Here is a 17,511-nt window from a genome sequence, read left to right on the forward strand (position 1 = left end):
CCGGGTCCCCGTCCGTATCGACGAGAAGGAGGTGGCGTTCTGCGCGCCCCTGCCCAACTGGCACTCGACCAGATCACCAAGCGTCACGGCGCCCGCGTCGTCCTGGACCGGGTCTCGCTCACCGTCAGGCCCGGCGAGCGGCTCGGTGTGATCGGCGACAACGGGTCCGGCAAGACCGGATTGTGACACTTCTTCCCCGTTGGGCTGACCTGCGCTGTTGTGGGGAGCCGGGTGCGGGCTTGGGTGGGGCGGCGGGCTGCTAGCCTCGCGCGGCTCCGGGCTGCCGCACGGCTGCCCACGTCAGGCCGGGGGCGGCCCGCCGGAGGGGTCCCCGCCCAAGCCCGCACCCGGCGTCCCGTCACCTGCCCCCGGTTCCATGGGTCTGCACGGGTGCCCACGTTGTCCAATTGGCGCGACGGCGGCTTAGCGCGCTGACCGGGGCGCACGCGCTCTTATGGGTAGAGCCCTACGCCGGAGGCGGGTCGTTGCAAGGGGTGGGGGTCGGGGTTGGTTGGGAACCGAAGAACCTGAACCTTGCGCTCCTGCTGGGGCGCTGAGCGGATGCCCGGGTATGTGCGGTCTGCCGACCGGTTAGCCGCCGGTAGCCCTCGCCCTACCGGCGTCACCGGAAACGGTTCCCTACGAGCCAGACGAGCAAGATCCACGGCCATCCGTGCTTGGGACGGCGTCGGCCGAACGACGGAGGGGCCCGACATGGCCGGGCCCCTCAGTGTGCCGTTCCGGTGGCCTACGCCTGGTGGCGGGTCACGGTTCCGGCGTCGGTGCGCAGTCGAGCGTTGCTCTCCGGCACGCCGTGCGTGGTGATGTCGCCGCCTTTGAGGCGGACGTTGATCTTGAGGTCGAGGGGGATCCTGAGGGTGACCGTCAGGTGGCCTTCGACCTTGGCCGGAGCCGGGGTAGCGTCTCCGATGTTGACTCGGCCGCCATCGAGCGTCACCGGGCCGTTGATGACGGCGGCGGCGATGCTGCTCTGGTCGGCTGAGATAGTGAAGTTGCCGTGCACGTTCAGGCCCGCCGGGAGCCCGCCGGAGCGGGTCACCATCGGGAAGAGCCCCAGTTCGAGTTCGTTCGCGCACGGGATCAGCTCGGCGCGGTTGGCCTCGGTCTCGAACTCGCTGCCGATGGCCTCGATGCGAGCTTCGAGGCCATCGCGGCCCTCTTCGGCGTGGACGACGACGTCGATGGCCTGGCCAAGCACCATCAGCAGGTCGATGCCGTCGAGTTCTGCGGTGAGGCGGCGTTCCATGGCGCGCTCCTTAGGGATCTAGTTTTCGCGTCTGTTCATGCCGACGTGCGACACATGGGAGACCGTCCCGGCGGCTCGCCTGTCTGCAAGTCGCGGGCAGCAAGTGTCGGCTGCGGCTTGCCGACCGGTTCGGGTGGGTGCCACCGGGTGTGGTCGGGGGCTGGTCCACGGGGAACGGGGTGTTCATGGCTCAGGTCCGGGTGACTTTCGAGGGTCCGCAGACCTTCGGTGCGATCACGGTGACGGACATGACGGTGGAAGCTGATCAGCTGGTGTTACTCAAGGGCGGTACTGCGGTGCTGAACGTGGCGGCCGATGTGGTCCGGTCGGCGGAGGGCGTCAACGGTGGACGGCTGGCGCAGTTGCGGGCGCGGCGGATCTGAGTGAGCATTTCGGGCGTAGTCGTGGGGCGGTGCGGTCGGCATTGCACCGGCTGGGCTTGGCGGAACGGGCCTCGGTGCCGCGTCAGGGCTGACCTGCGGTAGGGCGGCCGGGGCTGCTGAGCAGCCGGCGGCCGTGCTCGCGTGCCGGGGCTGAGGCTGATCGGGGTGAAAGCACGGCTGCCGGTCGCGGAACTTCGCGGGGTTCGCCGATGGGAGCGGGCCGGGGCGCGCTGGGTGGCGCGTGGCGGCGGACAGGTCGGCGGAAGGGCCGTCACGGCGTCGGCGGGCCGAGCCAAGCGGCCGAAGGCCGTCTTGGTCTCGTGCCCGCCCGCACGTCCGGTAATGGTCCCGACCCCGCCGGAACCTGTTCTGTCCCGTCAACGAGACCCGAGGCGATTCCGAACCGGCGTGCGTCGGCTCACCATGCGCGAAGGCGCGCGGCGACGGGCCGCGCGCCTTGACCTACGTAGGGACCTACGTAGGGAAAATCCTCACACACGAGGAATCCCGCCCCAGCGCTACGAGTAACAGAACCTCTACCAGAGATCGAAGGGGCGGACTCGCACTCCCTTGGTTTCCCACGGTTCTGGAGAGGTGCCAGACGAGAGACGGTCGAGCCATCGGAGTTGCTCGACGAAGTAGGCATGCGACGACGTGCCCTCGTTGAAAACGATCACGGGGCCGTGGGTCCCTCTCCGGCCGTGGCCGTACATCATCACCCGCACGACTTGGTCAACTTCCTCCATCGCAAAGGAGCACGGGAAGTTGAAGAGGTAGAGCCTGAGCCGTGGTGCCGAATCGGATGCCGCGCGGAGTGGGCGAAGGATCTCCCGCACGTAGCGTTCCGGGTCCTCCATCGCAGCATCCGCCGGTTCGATCCTGTACCTGTCCTTGCGGGACTCGCAGTAGGGGTCCATGACGTACACGTTGACGTCCATCGTCCGGGCCTTCTCCTGGAGGAGCCCTAGGACGGTGTCGCTTGCGTAGTAGGAACGCGTGAGACCGAAGAGATTGATCCGTTCGCGAGCTTGTGACAGCCGGTCGACCAAGTCCTGTTCGGATTCGTCGCTCGTGAATGGGAACGCGTCGATTATGCCTGCGCGCTGAAGATGGCTCACGTCTCCGGGGCTGTGGTCGTTTCCGAAGCCGAGCCGATCGGGCCTGGTCCTGTAGAGGCGGCAGAAGTAGTCGATCCGTTCGTCGCTTGGGCGGCGGTCTCCCAACTCCCAGCGGCACAGTACGGCCGCGTCTATGTGGGGCGGTTGGAGCCCATCCGCGACGTACAGAGCGTCGAGGCGCGCGGAGACCTCTGAGCGGTCGTAGCCGTTGGCGAGCCGCCACGCCTCTAGCGGGGTTACCTCCTGAATCTTCCGAATGATCCGCTCCGCTATGGCCTCGGTCGTCAACCCGCGACGGAAGCCATCCAATCGGATGTCGTTCGCTTCGCGTTCGAGCTTGCGACGGCGCTGTGCGTTTGCCCTGCTCGCAGCCATGCTCACCTCACCATTGCCGTTCAGCGGCAATCCAATTGCCGAGAAGGTCCATTGGATTGATTGTCGCTTGGCGACAACCTAGTACCGAGTCTAGGCGGTCACGCCAACGGAGGAAAGGAGCAGAACGTGTTGCGAGAAGTCGACCCACGCCTGAACGGCGCGATGGGTGAGCGTCGCCTGCATCTGGCTGCGTTGGACGCGGTGGTGTCGGAGTGGGGCGGGCCGCTGCGGTGCGGTCTGGTGAGCCGGGACGGCGTGCCGATGCTGCGTGTGGTGAGCACGGTGGATGAGTCGCGGTGGATGGATGTCGACTGCGAGCCGGTCGGCGGGGTGTGGTGGTTCCTGCGGGCGGGCTGCGGTGAGGGCATCGTGCCGGTGGCCGAGGTGGCGGACGCTCCTGCGGTGCTGGTGCGTGTGGTCAAGCGTCATGCGGGTGGCGCTGGCGGGTCGGGGGTGGGTCGGTGACGGCGCGGCGGCCTGAGGCGTCGGGTGGTGGGCCTGACGGCTGGGGTGGTGGTCCGGTGGATTCGGCGTTGGCGCGGATTCTGGCGGGTGAGGGGCTGGACGAGCCTGTCTACGGTGCGGACGGGGTGTGGGATCCGGGGGTGCCGTCTCCGGCGCGGATGTACGACGTGTTCCTGGGCGGCAAGGACAACGTGGAGGTTGACCGGCGGGCTGCTGAGCGGGTGGCGGCGGCTGCGCCGTCGATTCCGCAGGCCGCGCGGGACAACCGGGCGTTCATGCATCGGGTGGTGGAGTGGGCGGCGCGGCGCGGGATCGATCAGTTCGTGGATGTGGGGACCGGTATCCCGACCGAGCCGAACGCTCATGAGGTCGCGCGGAGGTTCCAGCCGGATGCGCTGGTGGTGGGGGTCGACAACGATCCGCTGGTTTTGGCGCATGACCGGGCGTTGCTGGAGGGGATGCCGATCGTGCGGGGGGACGCGCGTGAGGTGGACGCGCTGATCGGTGATCTGGACGCGTGGGTGGACTGGGACCGGCCGGTGGCGGTGCTGCTGATCGCGGTCCTGCACTTCGTGACCGATGACCATGACCCGGCCGGGATCGTGCGGGCGTTCACGGGTCGGATGGTGCCGGGGTCGGTGGTGGCGGTGTCGCACGTGTGCTCCGACGGTGCGGACCCGGTGGCGGTGGCGCAGGTGGAGGAGGTCTACCGGGGCGCTACCGAGCCGGGGGTGTTCCGCACTGGTGAACAGATCGCGGCGCTGTTCGGTCGGCGGCTGGAGGTGGCCGCGCCGGGGGTGGTTCCGGTGCAGCACTGGCCGGGTGTGTGCGGTGAGGTGACGCCGGTTCCGATCCTGGGCGGTGCCGGGGTGGTGCCCGATCCGCTGGCGGGCCCGGTGGCTGCCCCGGTGGCGGGTGGCCGGTGACCGGCGGCGGCAAGACCGCTTCTGACAGTCGAGAGAGCAGAGAGGGCAGGAAGCATTGAGCATCGAGCAGGCTGCGCACCCGGACTTCCCTGGTGCGAGATGGCGGAAGAGCAGTCACTCGTCCGGATCGGACGCCAGTGACAAGCATGTCTGTGTCGAGGTCGCCCCGGTCGGTGACGCCGGACATGCGATCCGCGACTCCACGGACCCGCAGGGAGCCGTGCTGCGTCTGGGCCCGGGGGGCCTGAGGAGCTTGATCGCCAAGTTGAAGTGATGCGGTGGCCGGTGGTGGGACGGGTCAGGGTGCGGAAGGGGATTGCGGTGCGGGGCGTGCGTGAGGTGTTCGGCGGGGTCGGCGGGGTCGGCGGGGTGCTGTCGGGTGCGGTGGATCAGGTGGAGCGGGGTGTGCTGCGGGGGCGTGATCTGGCGGGGGTGCGGGCGCGGGTGCGGTATCTGGACCTTTTGGCGGTGTCGCTGGGCCGGTTGGGGTGGGGGTGTGTGCCGCTGTACCGGTTGCCGGTGCGTCCGCTGCCGGTGCGGTGTCCGGTGCTGTGGGTGCACAGCCGGGCGGGTGATGCGGGTGATGCGGGTCTGCCGGTGACGGTGCTGGCCACGTGTGCGGGCTGGTCGTATGTGGATGCCAGTGACCGGGAGGCGCGGTGGGTGGGGTGGTGCTGGGACCGGCCGGGGGCGGTCGCGGCGGTGGACGTGCGGTTGATGGCGCAGGTCTCCGCGCAGGAGGGGCCTGCGGTGCCGCTGCGGTTCGGGGGCGGGCGGTGACGGGGGCGGAGGCGAGTGGACCGGTGGCGCTGGATGAGGGTCTGGAGGGGCTTCACCGGCAGGTGGAGGCGGCGCGTGTGGTGGTGGAGCGCAGGGGGGATTGGCTGTCGCTGGAGGAGACGGCCGATGTGATGGAGGCGGCCGTGGTCGTGCTGGATGCGCTGCTGGCCATCGTCAAGACGGTGGAGGAGCGGACCTCCGTGATCCATGAGCGGGAGTTGATGGAGCGGCGGGGCTCGTCGGCGTTTGATGTGCTGGATCAGGCCCGGCTGCACCTGGGTTACGGCCGGGAGGTCGTTGAGGGTGGCCGTCACCTGCTGGGCATGGGGTGGGGTGAGGTGCTGCGGGTGACGCGCGGCGAGGTGTAGGCGCGTCGCGTTGCGGGGGCCATGTGGGTGTAGGGCCGCGGCCCCCTTTTCGTGTGACGTGAGGGGCTGGGCCGGCGGATATGGCCGCCAGGCCACCCCGTAGGGGCGACCGTGAGGGAGTTCGGCCGGCGCAGGCCCGTCCCTGGGCACCTTCCGTCTGAGTTGGTGTCGGTGTGGGGGCCGCTGCCCGGCTCGGGCGTGTGGTTGTGCGGGGGCTTGTTGAGTTTCGGTGATGGTGACGGGTCGCCCTGGGCGGTGGCCGGGAAGGAACGGACAGCACGATGACGCGGCTGCGGATGAGCTATGTGAATGTCGAGCACGGCGGCAGGGCCGAGGCGGGGTATTCGGGCTACTCCGGCGACGGCGGCCTGCACGACTACCGCAAGGTCACCGGGATGTTCCACGATGCCGACTGGCCCGACATAGCCGTGGTGGGTGAGGGTGACCGGTACGAGCTGAACGGGTTGGAGGGCGCGCACGAGGCGGCTGCGGCGCTGCGTGAGGCGGGCGGCCCGGCCTACGTGCCGTATCCGTGTTCGCTTCCGCGTGAGGGCGGGTTGTTCGCGCCGGTGATCTACATCGATCCGGGCAAGGTGGTGGTGCGCCGTTTCTACGGTCATCGGCTGCCGGACTTCGCCTCCCGCAACCGCAACCTGATGGTGTTCACCCTGCCCGGCCGTAGCGACCCGGTGCGGCTGGTGGCCTGGCACGGCGACATCTACAGCGGGGATGAGCGGCTGGCCGACGCGCGCCGGTTCGACCGGTTCTCGGCTCCGGGCATTCCGTGCGCGCTGCTGGGCGATTGGAACACCGTCCCCAGCGGCCCGCTGTTCGAACCGGCCGACATGAACACGCCGGGTGTGCACAACCCGCGCCAGATCAACTACCGCGTCCAGTGGAAGGGCGGGCCGTCGCTGGCGGGGCCGCACCTGTACGACACGCGGGCGCTGGACGCGCTGTGCGGCTGGTGGAACCCCTCGACGCACAAGCGGGAGGGCGGCCTGGGGTTCAGCCATTCGGCGGAGTTGGCGGGGGACTACACCCCGACGCAGGTCGAGCGGCCCAACGGACGCCAGTGCTTGCCGATCGACGCGATCCTGCTGAACGAGCCTCTGGCCGCCGCTTATGTGGCGGGCTCCTACCGCGTCCACGGCTTCCGCGACCCCGACCGCCCCGACTCCGACCACAAGCGCATATCGCTCACGGTCGACATCTGAGCAAACCCGGAGGGTCGGCCCCCTGCGGCGGGGCAAGCGGGTTCATCGAGGAGAAGGCGAGTGGGTCATGGGTCGGCGTAGGCGTGCGCAGAATTGGGATGGCCGGAGTGCCAGTGGGCGGCGGGTGGACCGGTCTGCGGCGTGCCGTAAGAAGCCGTTCGCGACGCGGGAGGAGGCCGAGGCGGAGATGCGGCGGAAGTTGGAGCGCAAGGACAACGCGGAGGGGTTCGCGCGGTTGCCGTCGCGGGTTCAGGAGTGCGCGCAGTGCGGGGCGTTCCACATCACGGGGGCGTCTGCCAAGCCTGCTCCGGCGGGGAGGCTGCGGCGGCGGCGTAAGGGCGGGATGGGCTGGAAGTAGCGGCGCGGGGCCCTGGCCCGTGCCCTGCCCGGTGCGGGTGGTGGTGCGGGTCGGGTCCGGTCGGTCAGGTGAGGGGGACTTCGCCTGCGATGGTGGTGGCTTCGGGCCAGACCGACACGGTGTGGTCGATGGGTGCGCCGGTGGTGTCGGCGGCGGTGGTGGTGGCGCGGGTGAGGACGCAGGTGCCGGGCGGGAGTTGCAGGGCGGCGTCGTGGGGGGTCGCGGGCCGGGCGTTGATGCGGACGGTTGCGGTGGCTGGCTGGCTGCGGGTGTGGGCGGTGGGGTTGTCCAGCCAGGTGCCGGGTAGCGGGTCGGGCCCGGTGAGGGGGCTGTGCTCGGTGACGCCGGGGGTGTAGCTGGTGCGCAGTTCGCCTATGCGCACGGACGCCGGGGCAGCGCCGGCGAGCACGCGGAGGCCCTGCTCGCCCTGGGCCTGTTCCGCCCGTCGGACCTGGGGCTGCGCCTCGGGGAGCTGTCCCACGGGCAGCGGGGCCGGGGCGAGCTGGCGCGGCTGGTGAGCGAGCCCCGCGACCTGCTGCTGCTCGACGAGCCGACCAACCACCTGTCGCCCGTGTTCACGGAGCAGTTGGAGGAGGCGCTGGCGTCCTACCAGGGCGCGCTGGTGGTGGTCACGCACGACCGCCGCCTGCGCGCCGCGGTCACCGGCGCCCACCTCGAACTGGCCGGGGGACGCGCGGCCTCGCCGGTCAGGTCAGGCCGTCCCGGACGATCGTGAGCAGGCGGCGGACCTGGCCGGGGTCGGTGCGGGAGGCGCCGATGGCATGGGCCAGCGTCAGGACCTCGGTCACGGTGAGGTCGTCTCGGACGGCGCCCGCCTGCTGCGCCCGCGCGAGGAGCCGCTCCGCCGTGCCGGTCAGGGCGGAGTGCCAGCGCGCGAACAGCTCGGTGCGCCGCGCGTCGTCGCCGTCCGCGCCGGCGAAGGCGGGGGCCCGCCCGGTCGCGACCTGGACGGCGAAGGCCTCCAGCCAGGTGTGGAGCGCCCCGCCGGCGTCGGCCTCGGCCAGCAGGCCGGCGCCGCGGTCGCAGAGGGCGGCGACCTCGTCGGCGTAGACGGCGGCGAGCAGGTCGTCGCGCGCCGGGAAGTGCCGGTAGAGGGTCGCGTTGCCGACGCCCGCGCGCTTGGCGATCTCGTCCAGGGGCGCGCCGGGGCCCCGCTCGTCGAACAGCTCCCTGGCTGCCGCGACGAGCAGCCGCGCGTTGCGTTCGGCGTCGGCGCGGCGCGCCCGGCCGGGGGCGGTCATGGCGGCTCCCTGGTTGTCGAACGGGGACGTCCCCGGTTAGCCTAGCGAGAGACTAAACGGGGACTTCCCCACTTACTGGCTCCGGCCGCCCCGAGGAGGAGCGATGGCGTTCACCGCCGACGACCGCACCGAGATCACCGACCTGATCTCCATGCACGGCCACCTGTGCGACAGCGGGGACCTGGACCGGCTGGAGGAGCTGTTCACGCCCGACGTCGTCTACGACGTCTCCGACCTCGGGCAGGAGCCCCTGATCGGCGTGGCGGCCTGCGCCGAGGCCGCGCGTGCGCTGGGCGAACTCAACCCCGTCGGGCATCACGTCACCAACGTCGTCCTCGCCGAGGCCGCCGGCGGCCGGGTGCACGCGCGCTCCAAGGGGCTCGGCGTCAACGCCGACGGCACCGTCGGCAGCGCGACCTACGAGGACACCGTCGTCCGCACCCCGCGCGGCTGGCGCATCAGCCACCGGACGATCCGCGCGCACCGCACTCCCCTGGGCGGACGCCTGTGACCCGCCGGCGCGCCCAGAGGTAGAGGCGATCCATCGGGAGGTCGCGAGACGTGAGGCGGTGGCGCAGCAGGTCCACCGTGGGCGCGGTCCGGTTCAGTCCGTGTGGGCCGGCCCGGCCCCGATGTCGTCCAGCTCGGCCAGGTCCTCACGGGAGAGCGAGAGTCCCGCGCCGGCGATGTTCTCGCGCAGGTGCGCCGTCGATGACGTGCCGGGGATGAGCAGGATGTTCGGTGATCGCCGCAGCAGCCAGGCCAGCGCGACGGACATCGGGGTCGTCTCGCGCCGGGCGGCGACCGCCGAGAGCGCCGAGGACTGGAGCGGGGTGAAGCCCCCGAGGGGGAAGAAGGGCACGTACGCGACACCGTCGGCGGCGAGCCGGTCGACGAGCTCGTCGTCGCGGCGGTGGGCGAGGTTGTACATGTTCTGCACGCACGCGATCGGGGCGATGCCCCGTGCCTCGGAAACCTGCTCCTCGGTGGCGTTGCTGACCCCGAGATGGCGGATCAGGCCCTCCCGCTGGAGTTCGACGAGCGTCCCGAACGCCTCGGCGAGCGAGCCGGGCCGGGGGCCTTCGGCGTCGCCGAGCCGGAGGTTGACCAGGTCGAGGACGTCGAGCCGGAGGGAGGTGAGGTTGTCGTGGACCTGACGGCGCAGATCATCGGGTCGCCGGGCCGGGGGCCAGCCGCCCTGTTCGTCCCGGGTCGCGCCGACCTTGGTCACGATGTGAAGCGACCCGGGATAGGGGTGCAGCGCCTCGCGGATCAGCGCGTTGGTGGCCCGCGGCCCGTAGGCGTCGCTGGTGTCGATGTGGGTGATACCGAGGTCGACCGCTTCGCGGAGAACGGCCAGGGCGCCCTCGCGATCGGCGGGCGGTCCCATGACCCCGGGCCCGGCAAGTTGCATGGACCCGTAACCGAATCGGGTGACGGTCAGGTCTCCAAGAGTCCAGTCGCCACCGGGAAGGGCGAGGGAAGGTGTGCTCATCTTCGTGCCTTTCGTCGTGCACAGGGGGCGACTGCCGCCCCTGGCATCAGCATTGGAGAGAAGCACTCCGATGGGAAGTAGGTACCTTGAAGTGCGTAACCCCCTCATTGGAAGGTCGCGCAGTGACGACGATGAAGGCGGCCCAGAAGCGGGCTCAGGCCAAGGTGGAGTTCAACGCGTTCCTGGCGGGATGCCCCAGCCGGCAGCTCCTCGACCGGATCTCGGACAAGTGGGTCGTCCTGATTCTCTGTGGGCTGGGCGGCGACAGCGGCCCCGGCCAGTCCGATGACGCACACGCAGACGCTCCGAAAGCGATGCGCTACTCCGAGATCTCTCGTCTGGTGGCCGGGGTCAGCCAGAAGATGCTGACCCAGACGCTGCGGTCGCTGGAGCGCGACGGCCTGGTCACCCGTACCGTTACGCCGACCGTCCCTGTCACCGTCTCCTACGGGCTGACCGACCTCGGCCTGTCGCTCCACCACATGACGCGCGGGCTCAGGGGCTGGGCGCAGGCGCACATGACCCAGGTCCTCGCAAACCGCGAGGACTACGACGCCCGTCCCTCCTGACGCCCAATCCGAGCGGCCGCCGGGAGTGTCCGGTGAGGTTCGGACTTTTGCCGGAACCGCAAGGTTTCGTGCCGGGTCGCGGTGCGCCTGCGAAGACTGTTCGCAGACGACCGCGCCCGCCGTCCGGCGAAGAAGGAGATCACCGTGCCCAGCACCACGCGCCGCGCCCGCCGCCGCGACACCCCGCCGCCCCGCACCGGAGGCGGCGAGGCCGAGACCCTGCGCGGGTTCCTCGACTACCTGCGGACCTCCGTCGCCGCGAAGGTCGAGGGCGCGCCCGAACCGCACGTCCGGGCGGCCGGGGTGCCGTCGGGCACGAACCTGCTCGGCCTGCTCCACCACCTGACCTTCGTCGAACGCTCGATGTTCCTCGGGGACGAGGTCACCGACTGGCAGGCGACGTTCCACGCCGCGCCCGGGGACGGCGTCGAGGAGGTCGTGGCCCGCTACCGGGAGGCGGTCGAGCGCGCGAACGAGGTGCTCGACGGCTGCGCCGACCTCGGCGCGCCCCTCCCCCGGCCGGGCCGCCCCGCCCCCAGCGTCCGCTGGGCACTGACCCACATGATCGAGGAGACCGGCCGCCACGCGGGCCACGCCGACATCCTCCGCGAGCAGATCGACGGCGCGACCGGGCGCTGACGTCCCGCCGGTGGCGGCACAGGTCCGTACGGCGTCGGACGCTCCACCGTCCACCGCATCGTTCACGGTCCGGGGGACGATCAGAGCTGACCAGCGCGTGGTCCGCGCCTCCCCTGGGATCAGAGCCGCATGAGCTTGCTGACCAGAGCGGTGAGCTGGGCGCGTTCACCGGTGGAGAGAGGGGCGAATGTCTCCTCCAGGTATGAGGGGACGGTGCTCTCGGCCGCGGCGAGGCGTTCGCGGCCCTCGTCGGTGATGGTGACGGCGTAAGAGCGGCGGTCGCGGGGGTTGCGTTCGCGGCGGACGAATCCGGACTGCTCCAGGTCGTCGCACACGTTCACCATGACGCTGCGGTCGATGCGCAGTTCCTCGCTGAGCACCTGCTGGGAGCAGGGACCGACGGTGTCGAGCATCTTCAGCACCAGGTGCTGGCCGACGCCGAGGCCGTGCCGGGCGGCGTGGGCGTCGGCGGCGCGGGCCAGGTACGCCGAGGCGCGGCACATCGCGACGTCCAGGCGTTCGGCCGCGAGTGCCGGAAAGTACGCCGGGCGGGCGGTCTTGGGCGGCATGGGTCTCCTGCTCTGTCGAGAGCTCGGAGGCTACCAGAACCATCTTTCGGACGATTGTTTGACTACAGATCATTGAAGCCCATACGGTCTCGATCGTCTGTTCACAGATAGTCTGCTCAAAGACGGAGTGTTGCCGCGATGACCCTCGACCTGACCCCCGACGAACTTCTGTCCACGACCCGCGCCGTCCGTAAGCGGCTCGACCTCGACCGGCCCGTCCCGCGCCGGCTCATCGAAGAATGCGTCGACCTGGCCACCCAGGCGCCCACCGGACGCAACCGGCAACGCTGGCACTTCATCGTGGTCACCGAGCCGCGCCTGCGCCGCAAGGTGGGCGACCTCTTCCGCCGCGCGCTGGCCGCCGCGGAGGGTCAACCACTGAACGAACACGACATCCGCCGCATGAACCATGCTCCGCGCTCCACCCAGGGCGTGTTCGACGGGCTACGGCACCTGACCGACAACATCCACCGCGTCCCGGCGTTCGTCATCCCCGCCATCGAAGGGCGCACCGACCGCGCCTCGGCCGCCGTCCAATCCGGCACTTGGGGATCGATCCTGCCCGCGACCTGGAGCTTCATGCTGGCCGCCCGTGCCCGCGGCCTCGGCACCACGTGGACCACCGCCCAAGGACCCCTCGAACGCGAACTCGCCGCCACACTGGGCGTCCCCTACAACGAGGTCATGCTCGCCGCGTTCATCCCGCTCGCCTACACGATCGGCACCGACTTCAAGCCCGCGCCCCGCATCCCACGCGACCAGGTCCTGCACTGGGAGCGGTGGTGAACGCCCGACCGCCCCCCGACACCCGAGCCGAACACTCGGGCGTCCTTGCGTCCCCACTCCAGCCAGCCACACGGGCGCTCACGGGAGTCCATAACGCAAACCGGCGGACGGTTCGCCGAGACGTCGCGGAACGGGGACCGGCCTCGGAGGGCCAGGTGTCGCCGAGCAGCCAGTCCTCGCCGCGCGCGGCGAGGCTCGCCGGGTGATCGGCCAAATGGAGATGGTCGCGCAGCAACTCGGGCACGAGCTCGCAGCGGTCTCGATCTCGGCATGCGTCGTGCGGATCGTCGCCGATCGTCCAGCGGCGGCGCTTTCGCATACGGCTATGTATGCGGATACGGTGATGTATGTTGAAGGCATGGCACGGGAGACGCGCGCCGAACGGCGGCAGCGCACGCGGGAGGAGCTGGTGGCGTCGGCGATGCGGCTGTTCGCCGAGCGCGGGGTCGCCGCGACCTCGGTCGAGGCGATCGCGGAGACCGCCGGGTACAGCCGCGGCGCCTACCACGGCAACTTCGAGACCAGGGAGGAGATCCTCGACGCGGTCGTCGCCCGGGTGGTCGGGGATCTGGGGCCGGAGCTGGTCGCCGTGCTGCGCGGTGAGGGCGGTGTCCTGGACCGGCTCGCGGCCTATGTCCGCGGCTTCCTTCTGTACTGCGCGCGGCAGCCGGTGGAGACGCGCGCCCTGGTCGCGGTCGTCGCGCACCGCACCGCGGCGGCGGCCGACGCCTATGACGAGCTCGTGGCGGCGTCGCTCACCGACGTCGTCGCGCTGCTGGAGGAGGGGCAGCGCGGCGGCGAGCTGCGCGCCTTCGACGTCGTCATGATGGCCTCGATGCTCCGCCGCACCCTCGACGCCGAAGGACTGCGCGTCGCCCGCGGCGCTCCCGTGGACGCCGTCAGCGACGAACTGGTCGCCACTTTCGACCGAGCCACACGCTCGGCCCCCTGATCGAGAGGCCGGAGTCATGCCCGTGCGGACCTTCCGCCAGTTGGTGCTTCGCGAACGTCCCGCCGGCGGCATCGCCCCTGGCACGTTCGCCGAGCGGCGCAGCCCCATGCCGGACCTCGACGACGGCGAGGCTCTGGTCGAGGTCGTCTGGCTCGGCATCGACGCCACCCAGCGCACGTGGCTCAACCCCGGCGCCACCTACACGGCACCGGTCGGGGTGGGCGAGGTGATGCGCGGCAGCGGCGTCGGGCGTGTGGTGGCCTCCCGGAACCCGGCGCTGCCGGAGGGGCGGTGGGTCTACGGCGACCTCGGTTGGCGGGAGTACGTCGTGGCGCGCGAGGGCGGCCTGTTCGGGGTCAACCCGGTGCCGGAGGGAATCGACCCGCGTCACATGCTCACCGTCTTCGGCGTGAGCGGGCTGACGGCGTTCATCGGGATGTCCGCCGTGCTCGGCGTCACCGAGGCGGACACGGTGCTGGTCACCGGCGCGGCGGGAAGCGTCGGCTCCCTGGCCGGGCAGATCGCGCGGCTTCTGGGCGCCCGGGTGATCGGCACCGCCGGCTCGGCCGAGAAGGTCGCCTGGGTGAAGGACGTCGCGAAGTTCGACGCCTGCGCCGACTACCGCGCCGACAGCGTTCCGGACGCGTTGCGCGAGTTCGCGCCCGACGGGCTCACCGCCGTCTTCGACAATGTGGGCGGGGTGCTGCTGGAGAACGCGCTCGACCGGCTCGCCGTCCACGCGCGCATCGCGCTGTGCGGGTCGATCTCGTCCGGCTACACGGCCGCGGGATTCGGCGCGGGCCCCGCCAACTACATGCAGCTCGCGTTCCGGCGGGCGCGCATGGAGGGGTTCATATTCTTCGACCATCAGTCCCTCTTTCCCCAGGCGCTCTCTCGTCTCGCCGACTGGGTGTCGGCAGGCGACCTGCGCTGGGCCGAGGACGTCGTCGACGGCCTCCCCAACGCCCCCGCCGCGTTGCAGCGCCTCTTCGACGGCGCCAACCTCGGCAAGCAGCTGGTCAGGGTGAACCCGATCGAAACGAAGGAGGATGAATGACCGAGGTCAAGCAGGTGCTCCAGCAGCAGCTGTCCACCGCTTGGGCGCTGCTCGACTACCACATGCAGCAGTGGAGCGACGACGACCTGTTCTGGGAGCCGGCACCGTCGCACTGGACCATGCGCCGGGTCGAGGACGGCTGGGCCCCCGACTTCGCCGACGTCGAGCCCACTCCTGTCCCGGCCCCCACGATCGCCTGGCTGATCTGGCACATCGGCTGGTGGTGGAGCACAGCGCTCGCTCATCTGAAGCAGACCGACATCCCGGCACGCGAAGACGTCGTATGGCCGGACACCTGCACGTCGATCACCGAATGGCTGGGTGGCGTCCATGAGGCGTGGCGGACGGCGCTGTCGGCCACCGACCGCCTCGACGACCGATCGGCGTTCCCCTGGCCCGAGGAGGCGGGCCACACCGTCGCCGACATGTGCGCGTGGGTGAACATCGAGCTCATGAAGAACGTCTCCGAGATCGGTCAACTGCTGATCATCCGACGCGCACAACAGTGACCGGCGCACCGGCCACCTTGCTGACACCTCGATGAGCGAGGACGGGAGCCGGGCCGGGCGCTGATCCCGCACATCGCTGAGGGGCGGCGGTGAAGCCTGGACGCCTCACCGCGCGGCAGGGCGCCCCCGGCCCTGCTGCCGCTGCCCCGGAGCGTCATGAGCTCCCCGCTCGACGCCTTCCTCAGCGCCCCGCGGGGCAAGTCGGCCAGAACACGGTGAGCCCGCGCGGTCACCGGGTGCCAGGCGGGTGGGGACGCGTTCGGAAGCGAAGGCCGCGAGGAGGTGGGCGACGTGCTCGTTGAGGGTGGCCTGGTCGGCCGCCTCGACGAGTAAGGCGCCGTGGGGCGCGGAGGGCCAGGGCACCAGTGCCCACCAGCGGCCGGTCGCCCTGCCGTACCAGGTGATGACGCGGGGACGGCGCGAGGCGGCGACCTCCCGGCGGTCGTAGGTCATGTCCGTCCGCCCGCGTGACCGGGCCGCCGTGTTCATGGCGCGACCGTTCGCAGGACGTGCACGATGCGGTCGGCGACGCCGGCGATGTCGTCGGCCGGTCCGGCTTCCTGACCCCACGTCCACCGGAAGGCGCGCCCGTCGCAGGTGACGGCGTCGGCGAGGCGGGGTGCGTCGGGGTTGGCGATCGTCAGGGTTCCGGCGCGCAGGACCGTCCGCCATCCGCGCGCGTCGAGCTCGGCGGCCAGCAGCCGCAGTGCGTTCGTCGTCTCCATGACCACGGAATGTAAGGAGAGTAGAACTCTCTGCGTTCACCGATGTGAACACGTCTCGCTTGGGTGAGACCGCACATGCGGTTGCGGTCTCCCACCTGCGGCGAGTCAGTGGGGCAGGCCCATGCGGGCGGCCATGCCGCGCAGTTCGCGGCCGCCGGCACCGGTGCGGGCCTGGCTGAGCAGGACGGCGACCGATTCCCGTACCGGCGTGTTGTTGCGGATCCACTGGGGGGCGGTGTGCTCGGCTCGGCGGAGCCAGCGGATCGCCTGGTCCTTGGTTTTGCGGTCGCGGGCCAGGCCGCGTCCGACGTCGGCGAGGAAGGCGGCGTGCCTGCCCTTCCTTCCGCTGAGCTTGGACTCGTCGACGTCGCGGGCGAGGTCGAGGACGGCCCCTCCTCGCTCGCCGCATTCGACGTTGACGGCGACGTTCCACACGCCGACGTTGCTGGCCGAGAAGCTCATCCAGTTCTGGTCGGGGGCGTCGGGCATCGTCCGGGCGAGGCGGGCGGCTTCGGCCGTCCAGTCGTTGGCGCGTGCGGCGTTGTGAGTGACGGCCGCCGCGAGGGCGGCGGACAGTGTGAGCATGCCGAGTACCTGGGCGCCGAGTTCGCTGCCGGCGTGCGGTTCCAGGCGGTCTGCCGAGCGTTCTGTGGCGCGCAGGGTCCGGTCCCATGAGCCCGCGCGGGGCATGGTGTGAATGCGTAGGAAGTCGGCCTGGCCGCGTCGGACGGGGTCGTCCAGGACGGTCGCCGCCTGCTCGGCGCGGACGGCCGCCAGGTGGGCCAGGTCGGGGTAGCCGAGGTCCTTGGCGGTGAAGGTGGCCGCGGCGCAGGCGTCGACAAGGGTCTCCAGCGCGGTGCGGTGGGCCGCTTCGTCAGCGGGGTCGGCGGCGTGCAGGTGCAGCTCGTCCAGCAGGCCGGGCAGTGTGCGGCCGACGCGCACGTAGTCGCAGGCCTGGTGGTGGGGCTCGACGCGGGCCATCTCGGCGACCAGTTCGGGCAGTGGGCGGGCGCGCTCGACGGCGGGGTCGCTCAGGTCGTTGGTCTGGAGGGCGAGCCTGATCGGGGGGATGACGGCGTGCGGGTCGGACTGCCCGTGGTCGGGGCCGAGGTGGGGGCCGCCGACGAGGTCGGTTTCGGAGACGCGGAGGGCGTCGGCGAGGGCGGCGATGTGGGAGCGGCGGTCGAGGCTGCGCTGCCCGCGTTCGGCCATGGACAGGAAGGATTTGGATAAGCCCGCCAGCCCGGCGAGTTGGTCGAGGGTCATGCCGCGCCAGCGGCGCAGGGCGCGCAGTCGGGCGCCGATGGTGGTCTCCTGGTGCATCGCCGCACCTCCTCGTGAGGCTCCCGCCTCCAGGCTACGGCGCGGCGCGGACGTGCGGCGGGGATTCAGCCACGGGTGCCGGCGAGGAGGCGTCTGCGCTCGGGGGTGTAGTGCCACCAGGGGCGGGCGGGTTTTCCCTCGGCCTGGTCGACGGCGGACATGACGGTGTCGAGCAGGCAGGGGTCGAGGCGGCGTCCGTGGGCGGCCGACATGCGCTCGTACAGTTCGACGGGGTCCTGGCCCTGGAGCTGGGCGATGGTGGTGACGCCGATGCGGTCGAAGTAGGCGGCGACGGCCGGTCCCACGTTGGCCAGCTCGGAGAGTTCGCTGTTCATAGGGCCAACGTAGGACGGGCGGCGCGGCGCGGT

At 71.0% G+C, this 17,511-nt stretch carries 25 protein-coding genes and 2 pseudogenes; 17 read left to right on the top strand and 10 right to left on the bottom strand.

What is annotated here, in order from left to right; genetic code table 11:
- Positions 1-39: 39 nt before the first annotated feature.
- Positions 40-183: pseudogene (locus tag ACQEU6_RS07725) on the top strand (ATP-binding cassette domain-containing protein); the annotation flags it as partial.
- Between the two features lie 565 nt (positions 184-748).
- Here the strand turns inward: ACQEU6_RS07725 and ACQEU6_RS07730 are convergent.
- On the bottom strand, positions 749-1,267 hold the full coding sequence (locus ACQEU6_RS07730) for a hypothetical protein (RefSeq protein WP_499330089.1): 519 nt from the start codon (positions 1,265-1,267) through the stop codon (positions 749-751).
- A 185-nt stretch (positions 1,268-1,452) separates the two neighbouring features.
- Here ACQEU6_RS07730 and ACQEU6_RS07735 point away from each other — a divergent pair, with 185 nt between their 5' ends.
- A complete protein-coding gene (locus ACQEU6_RS07735) occupies positions 1,453-1,650 on the top strand; it encodes a hypothetical protein (protein WP_499330091.1) in 198 nt (65 codons plus the stop codon).
- 536 nt (positions 1,651-2,186) lie between these two features.
- Here ACQEU6_RS07735 and ACQEU6_RS07740 read toward each other — a convergent pair.
- Positions 2,187-3,143, bottom strand: a complete 957-nt coding sequence (locus tag ACQEU6_RS07740) for a hypothetical protein (protein ID WP_499330092.1) — start codon at positions 3,141-3,143, stop codon at positions 2,187-2,189.
- Positions 3,144-3,269: 126 nt separating this feature from the next.
- On the opposite strand from ACQEU6_RS07740, the gene ACQEU6_RS07745 reads away from it, so the two are divergent.
- The 7 genes from ACQEU6_RS07745 to ACQEU6_RS07775 all read left to right on the top strand — a co-directional run bounded on the left by ACQEU6_RS07745 (position 3,270) and on the right by ACQEU6_RS07775 (position 7,257).
- Positions 3,270-3,608, top strand: coding sequence for a hypothetical protein (locus ACQEU6_RS07745; protein ID WP_499330094.1), 339 nt, complete (start codon positions 3,270-3,272; stop codon positions 3,606-3,608).
- 56 nt (positions 3,609-3,664) lie between these two features.
- Positions 3,665-4,534 carry an SAM-dependent methyltransferase gene (locus ACQEU6_RS07750; protein WP_499330096.1) on the top strand — a complete coding sequence of 290 codons (870 nt, stop codon included), beginning with the start codon at positions 3,665-3,667 and terminating at the stop codon, positions 4,532-4,534.
- A gap of 55 nt (positions 4,535-4,589) precedes the next feature.
- Entirely contained in the window at positions 4,590-4,808 is a 219-nt protein-coding gene (locus tag ACQEU6_RS07755) for a DUF397 domain-containing protein (RefSeq protein WP_499330097.1), read from the top strand.
- 56 nt (positions 4,809-4,864) lie between these two features.
- On the top strand, positions 4,865-5,314 hold the full coding sequence (locus ACQEU6_RS07760) for a hypothetical protein (RefSeq protein ID WP_499330099.1): 450 nt from the start codon (positions 4,865-4,867) through the stop codon (positions 5,312-5,314).
- Positions 5,315-5,337: 23 nt separating this feature from the next.
- The gene (locus tag ACQEU6_RS07765) at positions 5,338-5,682 is read left to right on the top strand and encodes a hypothetical protein (RefSeq protein WP_499330101.1); all 345 of its coding nucleotides are present in this window, start codon (positions 5,338-5,340) and stop codon (positions 5,680-5,682) included.
- 296 nt (positions 5,683-5,978) lie between these two features.
- Positions 5,979-6,899, top strand: a complete 921-nt coding sequence (locus ACQEU6_RS07770) for an endonuclease/exonuclease/phosphatase family protein (protein WP_499330102.1) — start codon at positions 5,979-5,981, stop codon at positions 6,897-6,899.
- Positions 6,900-7,023: 124 nt separating this feature from the next.
- Positions 7,024-7,257, top strand: a complete 234-nt coding sequence (locus ACQEU6_RS07775) for a hypothetical protein (RefSeq protein WP_499330103.1) — start codon at positions 7,024-7,026, stop codon at positions 7,255-7,257.
- Between the two features lie 64 nt (positions 7,258-7,321).
- Here ACQEU6_RS07775 and ACQEU6_RS07780 read toward each other — a convergent pair whose 3' ends face one another.
- The gene (locus tag ACQEU6_RS07780) at positions 7,322-7,738 is read right to left on the bottom strand and encodes a hypothetical protein (protein WP_499340586.1); all 417 of its coding nucleotides are present in this window, start codon (positions 7,736-7,738) and stop codon (positions 7,322-7,324) included.
- Here ACQEU6_RS07780 and ACQEU6_RS07785 point away from each other — a divergent pair.
- Positions 7,628-7,993 (top strand): annotated as a pseudogene (locus tag ACQEU6_RS07785) (ATP-binding cassette domain-containing protein); the annotation flags it as partial. The gene ACQEU6_RS07780 and the pseudogene ACQEU6_RS07785 overlap by 111 nt on opposite strands.
- On the opposite strand, the gene ACQEU6_RS07790 reads toward ACQEU6_RS07785, so the two are convergent.
- Entirely contained in the window at positions 7,965-8,519 is a 555-nt protein-coding gene (locus tag ACQEU6_RS07790) for a TetR/AcrR family transcriptional regulator (RefSeq protein ID WP_499330104.1), read from the bottom strand. The pseudogene ACQEU6_RS07785 and the gene ACQEU6_RS07790 sit on opposite strands and share 29 nt — an antisense overlap.
- Before the next feature lie 103 nt (positions 8,520-8,622).
- Between ACQEU6_RS07790 and ACQEU6_RS07795 the strand changes: the two genes are divergently transcribed.
- Positions 8,623-9,030 (top strand): nuclear transport factor 2 family protein, encoded by a 408-nt coding sequence (locus ACQEU6_RS07795; RefSeq protein WP_499330106.1) that lies wholly within the window; start codon positions 8,623-8,625, stop codon positions 9,028-9,030.
- 93 nt (positions 9,031-9,123) lie between these two features.
- Here ACQEU6_RS07795 and ACQEU6_RS07800 read toward each other — a convergent pair whose 3' ends face one another.
- Complete coding sequence (locus ACQEU6_RS07800; protein ID WP_499330107.1) at positions 9,124-10,014, bottom strand: aldo/keto reductase family oxidoreductase; 891 nt, start codon at positions 10,012-10,014, stop codon at positions 9,124-9,126.
- A gap of 131 nt (positions 10,015-10,145) precedes the next feature.
- On the opposite strand from ACQEU6_RS07800, the gene ACQEU6_RS07805 reads away from it, so the two are divergent.
- Complete coding sequence (locus ACQEU6_RS07805) at positions 10,146-10,583, top strand: winged helix-turn-helix transcriptional regulator (protein WP_499340114.1); 438 nt, start codon at positions 10,146-10,148, stop codon at positions 10,581-10,583.
- A 144-nt stretch (positions 10,584-10,727) separates the two neighbouring features.
- On the top strand, positions 10,728-11,222 hold the full coding sequence (locus ACQEU6_RS07810) for a DinB family protein (protein WP_499330108.1): 495 nt from the start codon (positions 10,728-10,730) through the stop codon (positions 11,220-11,222).
- A 119-nt stretch (positions 11,223-11,341) separates the two neighbouring features.
- Here the strand turns inward: ACQEU6_RS07810 and ACQEU6_RS07815 are convergent, their stop codons facing one another.
- Entirely contained in the window at positions 11,342-11,791 is a 450-nt protein-coding gene (locus ACQEU6_RS07815; protein WP_499330109.1) for a MarR family winged helix-turn-helix transcriptional regulator, read from the bottom strand.
- Between the two features lie 138 nt (positions 11,792-11,929).
- Here ACQEU6_RS07815 and ACQEU6_RS07820 point away from each other — a divergent pair, with 138 nt between their 5' ends.
- From ACQEU6_RS07820 to ACQEU6_RS07835, 4 genes are all read left to right on the top strand, one after another.
- The gene (locus tag ACQEU6_RS07820) at positions 11,930-12,577 is read left to right on the top strand and encodes a nitroreductase family protein (RefSeq protein WP_499330112.1); all 648 of its coding nucleotides are present in this window, start codon (positions 11,930-11,932) and stop codon (positions 12,575-12,577) included.
- Between the two features lie 358 nt (positions 12,578-12,935).
- Positions 12,936-13,529 (top strand): TetR/AcrR family transcriptional regulator, encoded by a 594-nt coding sequence (locus ACQEU6_RS07825; RefSeq protein ID WP_499330114.1) that lies wholly within the window; start codon positions 12,936-12,938, stop codon positions 13,527-13,529.
- A 16-nt stretch (positions 13,530-13,545) separates the two neighbouring features.
- On the top strand, positions 13,546-14,586 hold the full coding sequence (locus tag ACQEU6_RS07830; RefSeq protein WP_499330117.1) for an NADP-dependent oxidoreductase: 1,041 nt from the start codon (positions 13,546-13,548) through the stop codon (positions 14,584-14,586).
- Positions 14,583-15,095, top strand: coding sequence for a DinB family protein (locus ACQEU6_RS07835; protein ID WP_499330118.1), 513 nt, complete (start codon positions 14,583-14,585; stop codon positions 15,093-15,095). Before ACQEU6_RS07830 ends, ACQEU6_RS07835 begins: the two co-directional genes overlap by 4 nt.
- Before the next feature lie 105 nt (positions 15,096-15,200).
- On the opposite strand, the gene ACQEU6_RS07840 is transcribed toward ACQEU6_RS07835, so the two are convergent.
- From ACQEU6_RS07840 to ACQEU6_RS07855, 4 genes are all read right to left on the bottom strand, one after another.
- Positions 15,201-15,584 (bottom strand): hypothetical protein, encoded by a 384-nt coding sequence (locus ACQEU6_RS07840; RefSeq protein WP_499330119.1) that lies wholly within the window; start codon positions 15,582-15,584, stop codon positions 15,201-15,203.
- Positions 15,581-15,820, bottom strand: coding sequence for a hypothetical protein (locus ACQEU6_RS07845; protein ID WP_499330121.1), 240 nt, complete (start codon positions 15,818-15,820; stop codon positions 15,581-15,583). The genes ACQEU6_RS07840 and ACQEU6_RS07845 overlap by 4 nt, the downstream gene beginning before the upstream one ends.
- 105 nt (positions 15,821-15,925) lie before the next feature.
- Positions 15,926-17,143, bottom strand: a complete 1,218-nt coding sequence (locus tag ACQEU6_RS07850) for a helix-turn-helix domain-containing protein (protein ID WP_499330122.1) — start codon at positions 17,141-17,143, stop codon at positions 15,926-15,928.
- Positions 17,144-17,208: 65 nt separating this feature from the next.
- On the bottom strand, positions 17,209-17,478 hold the full coding sequence (locus ACQEU6_RS07855; protein WP_499330124.1) for a helix-hairpin-helix domain-containing protein: 270 nt from the start codon (positions 17,476-17,478) through the stop codon (positions 17,209-17,211).
- Positions 17,479-17,511 lie beyond the last annotated feature (33 nt).

Origin of the sequence: Spirillospora sp. CA-108201 (assembly GCF_050936235.1) — a bacterium.
Classification (GTDB): domain Bacteria; phylum Actinomycetota; class Actinomycetes; order Streptosporangiales; family Streptosporangiaceae; genus Spirillospora.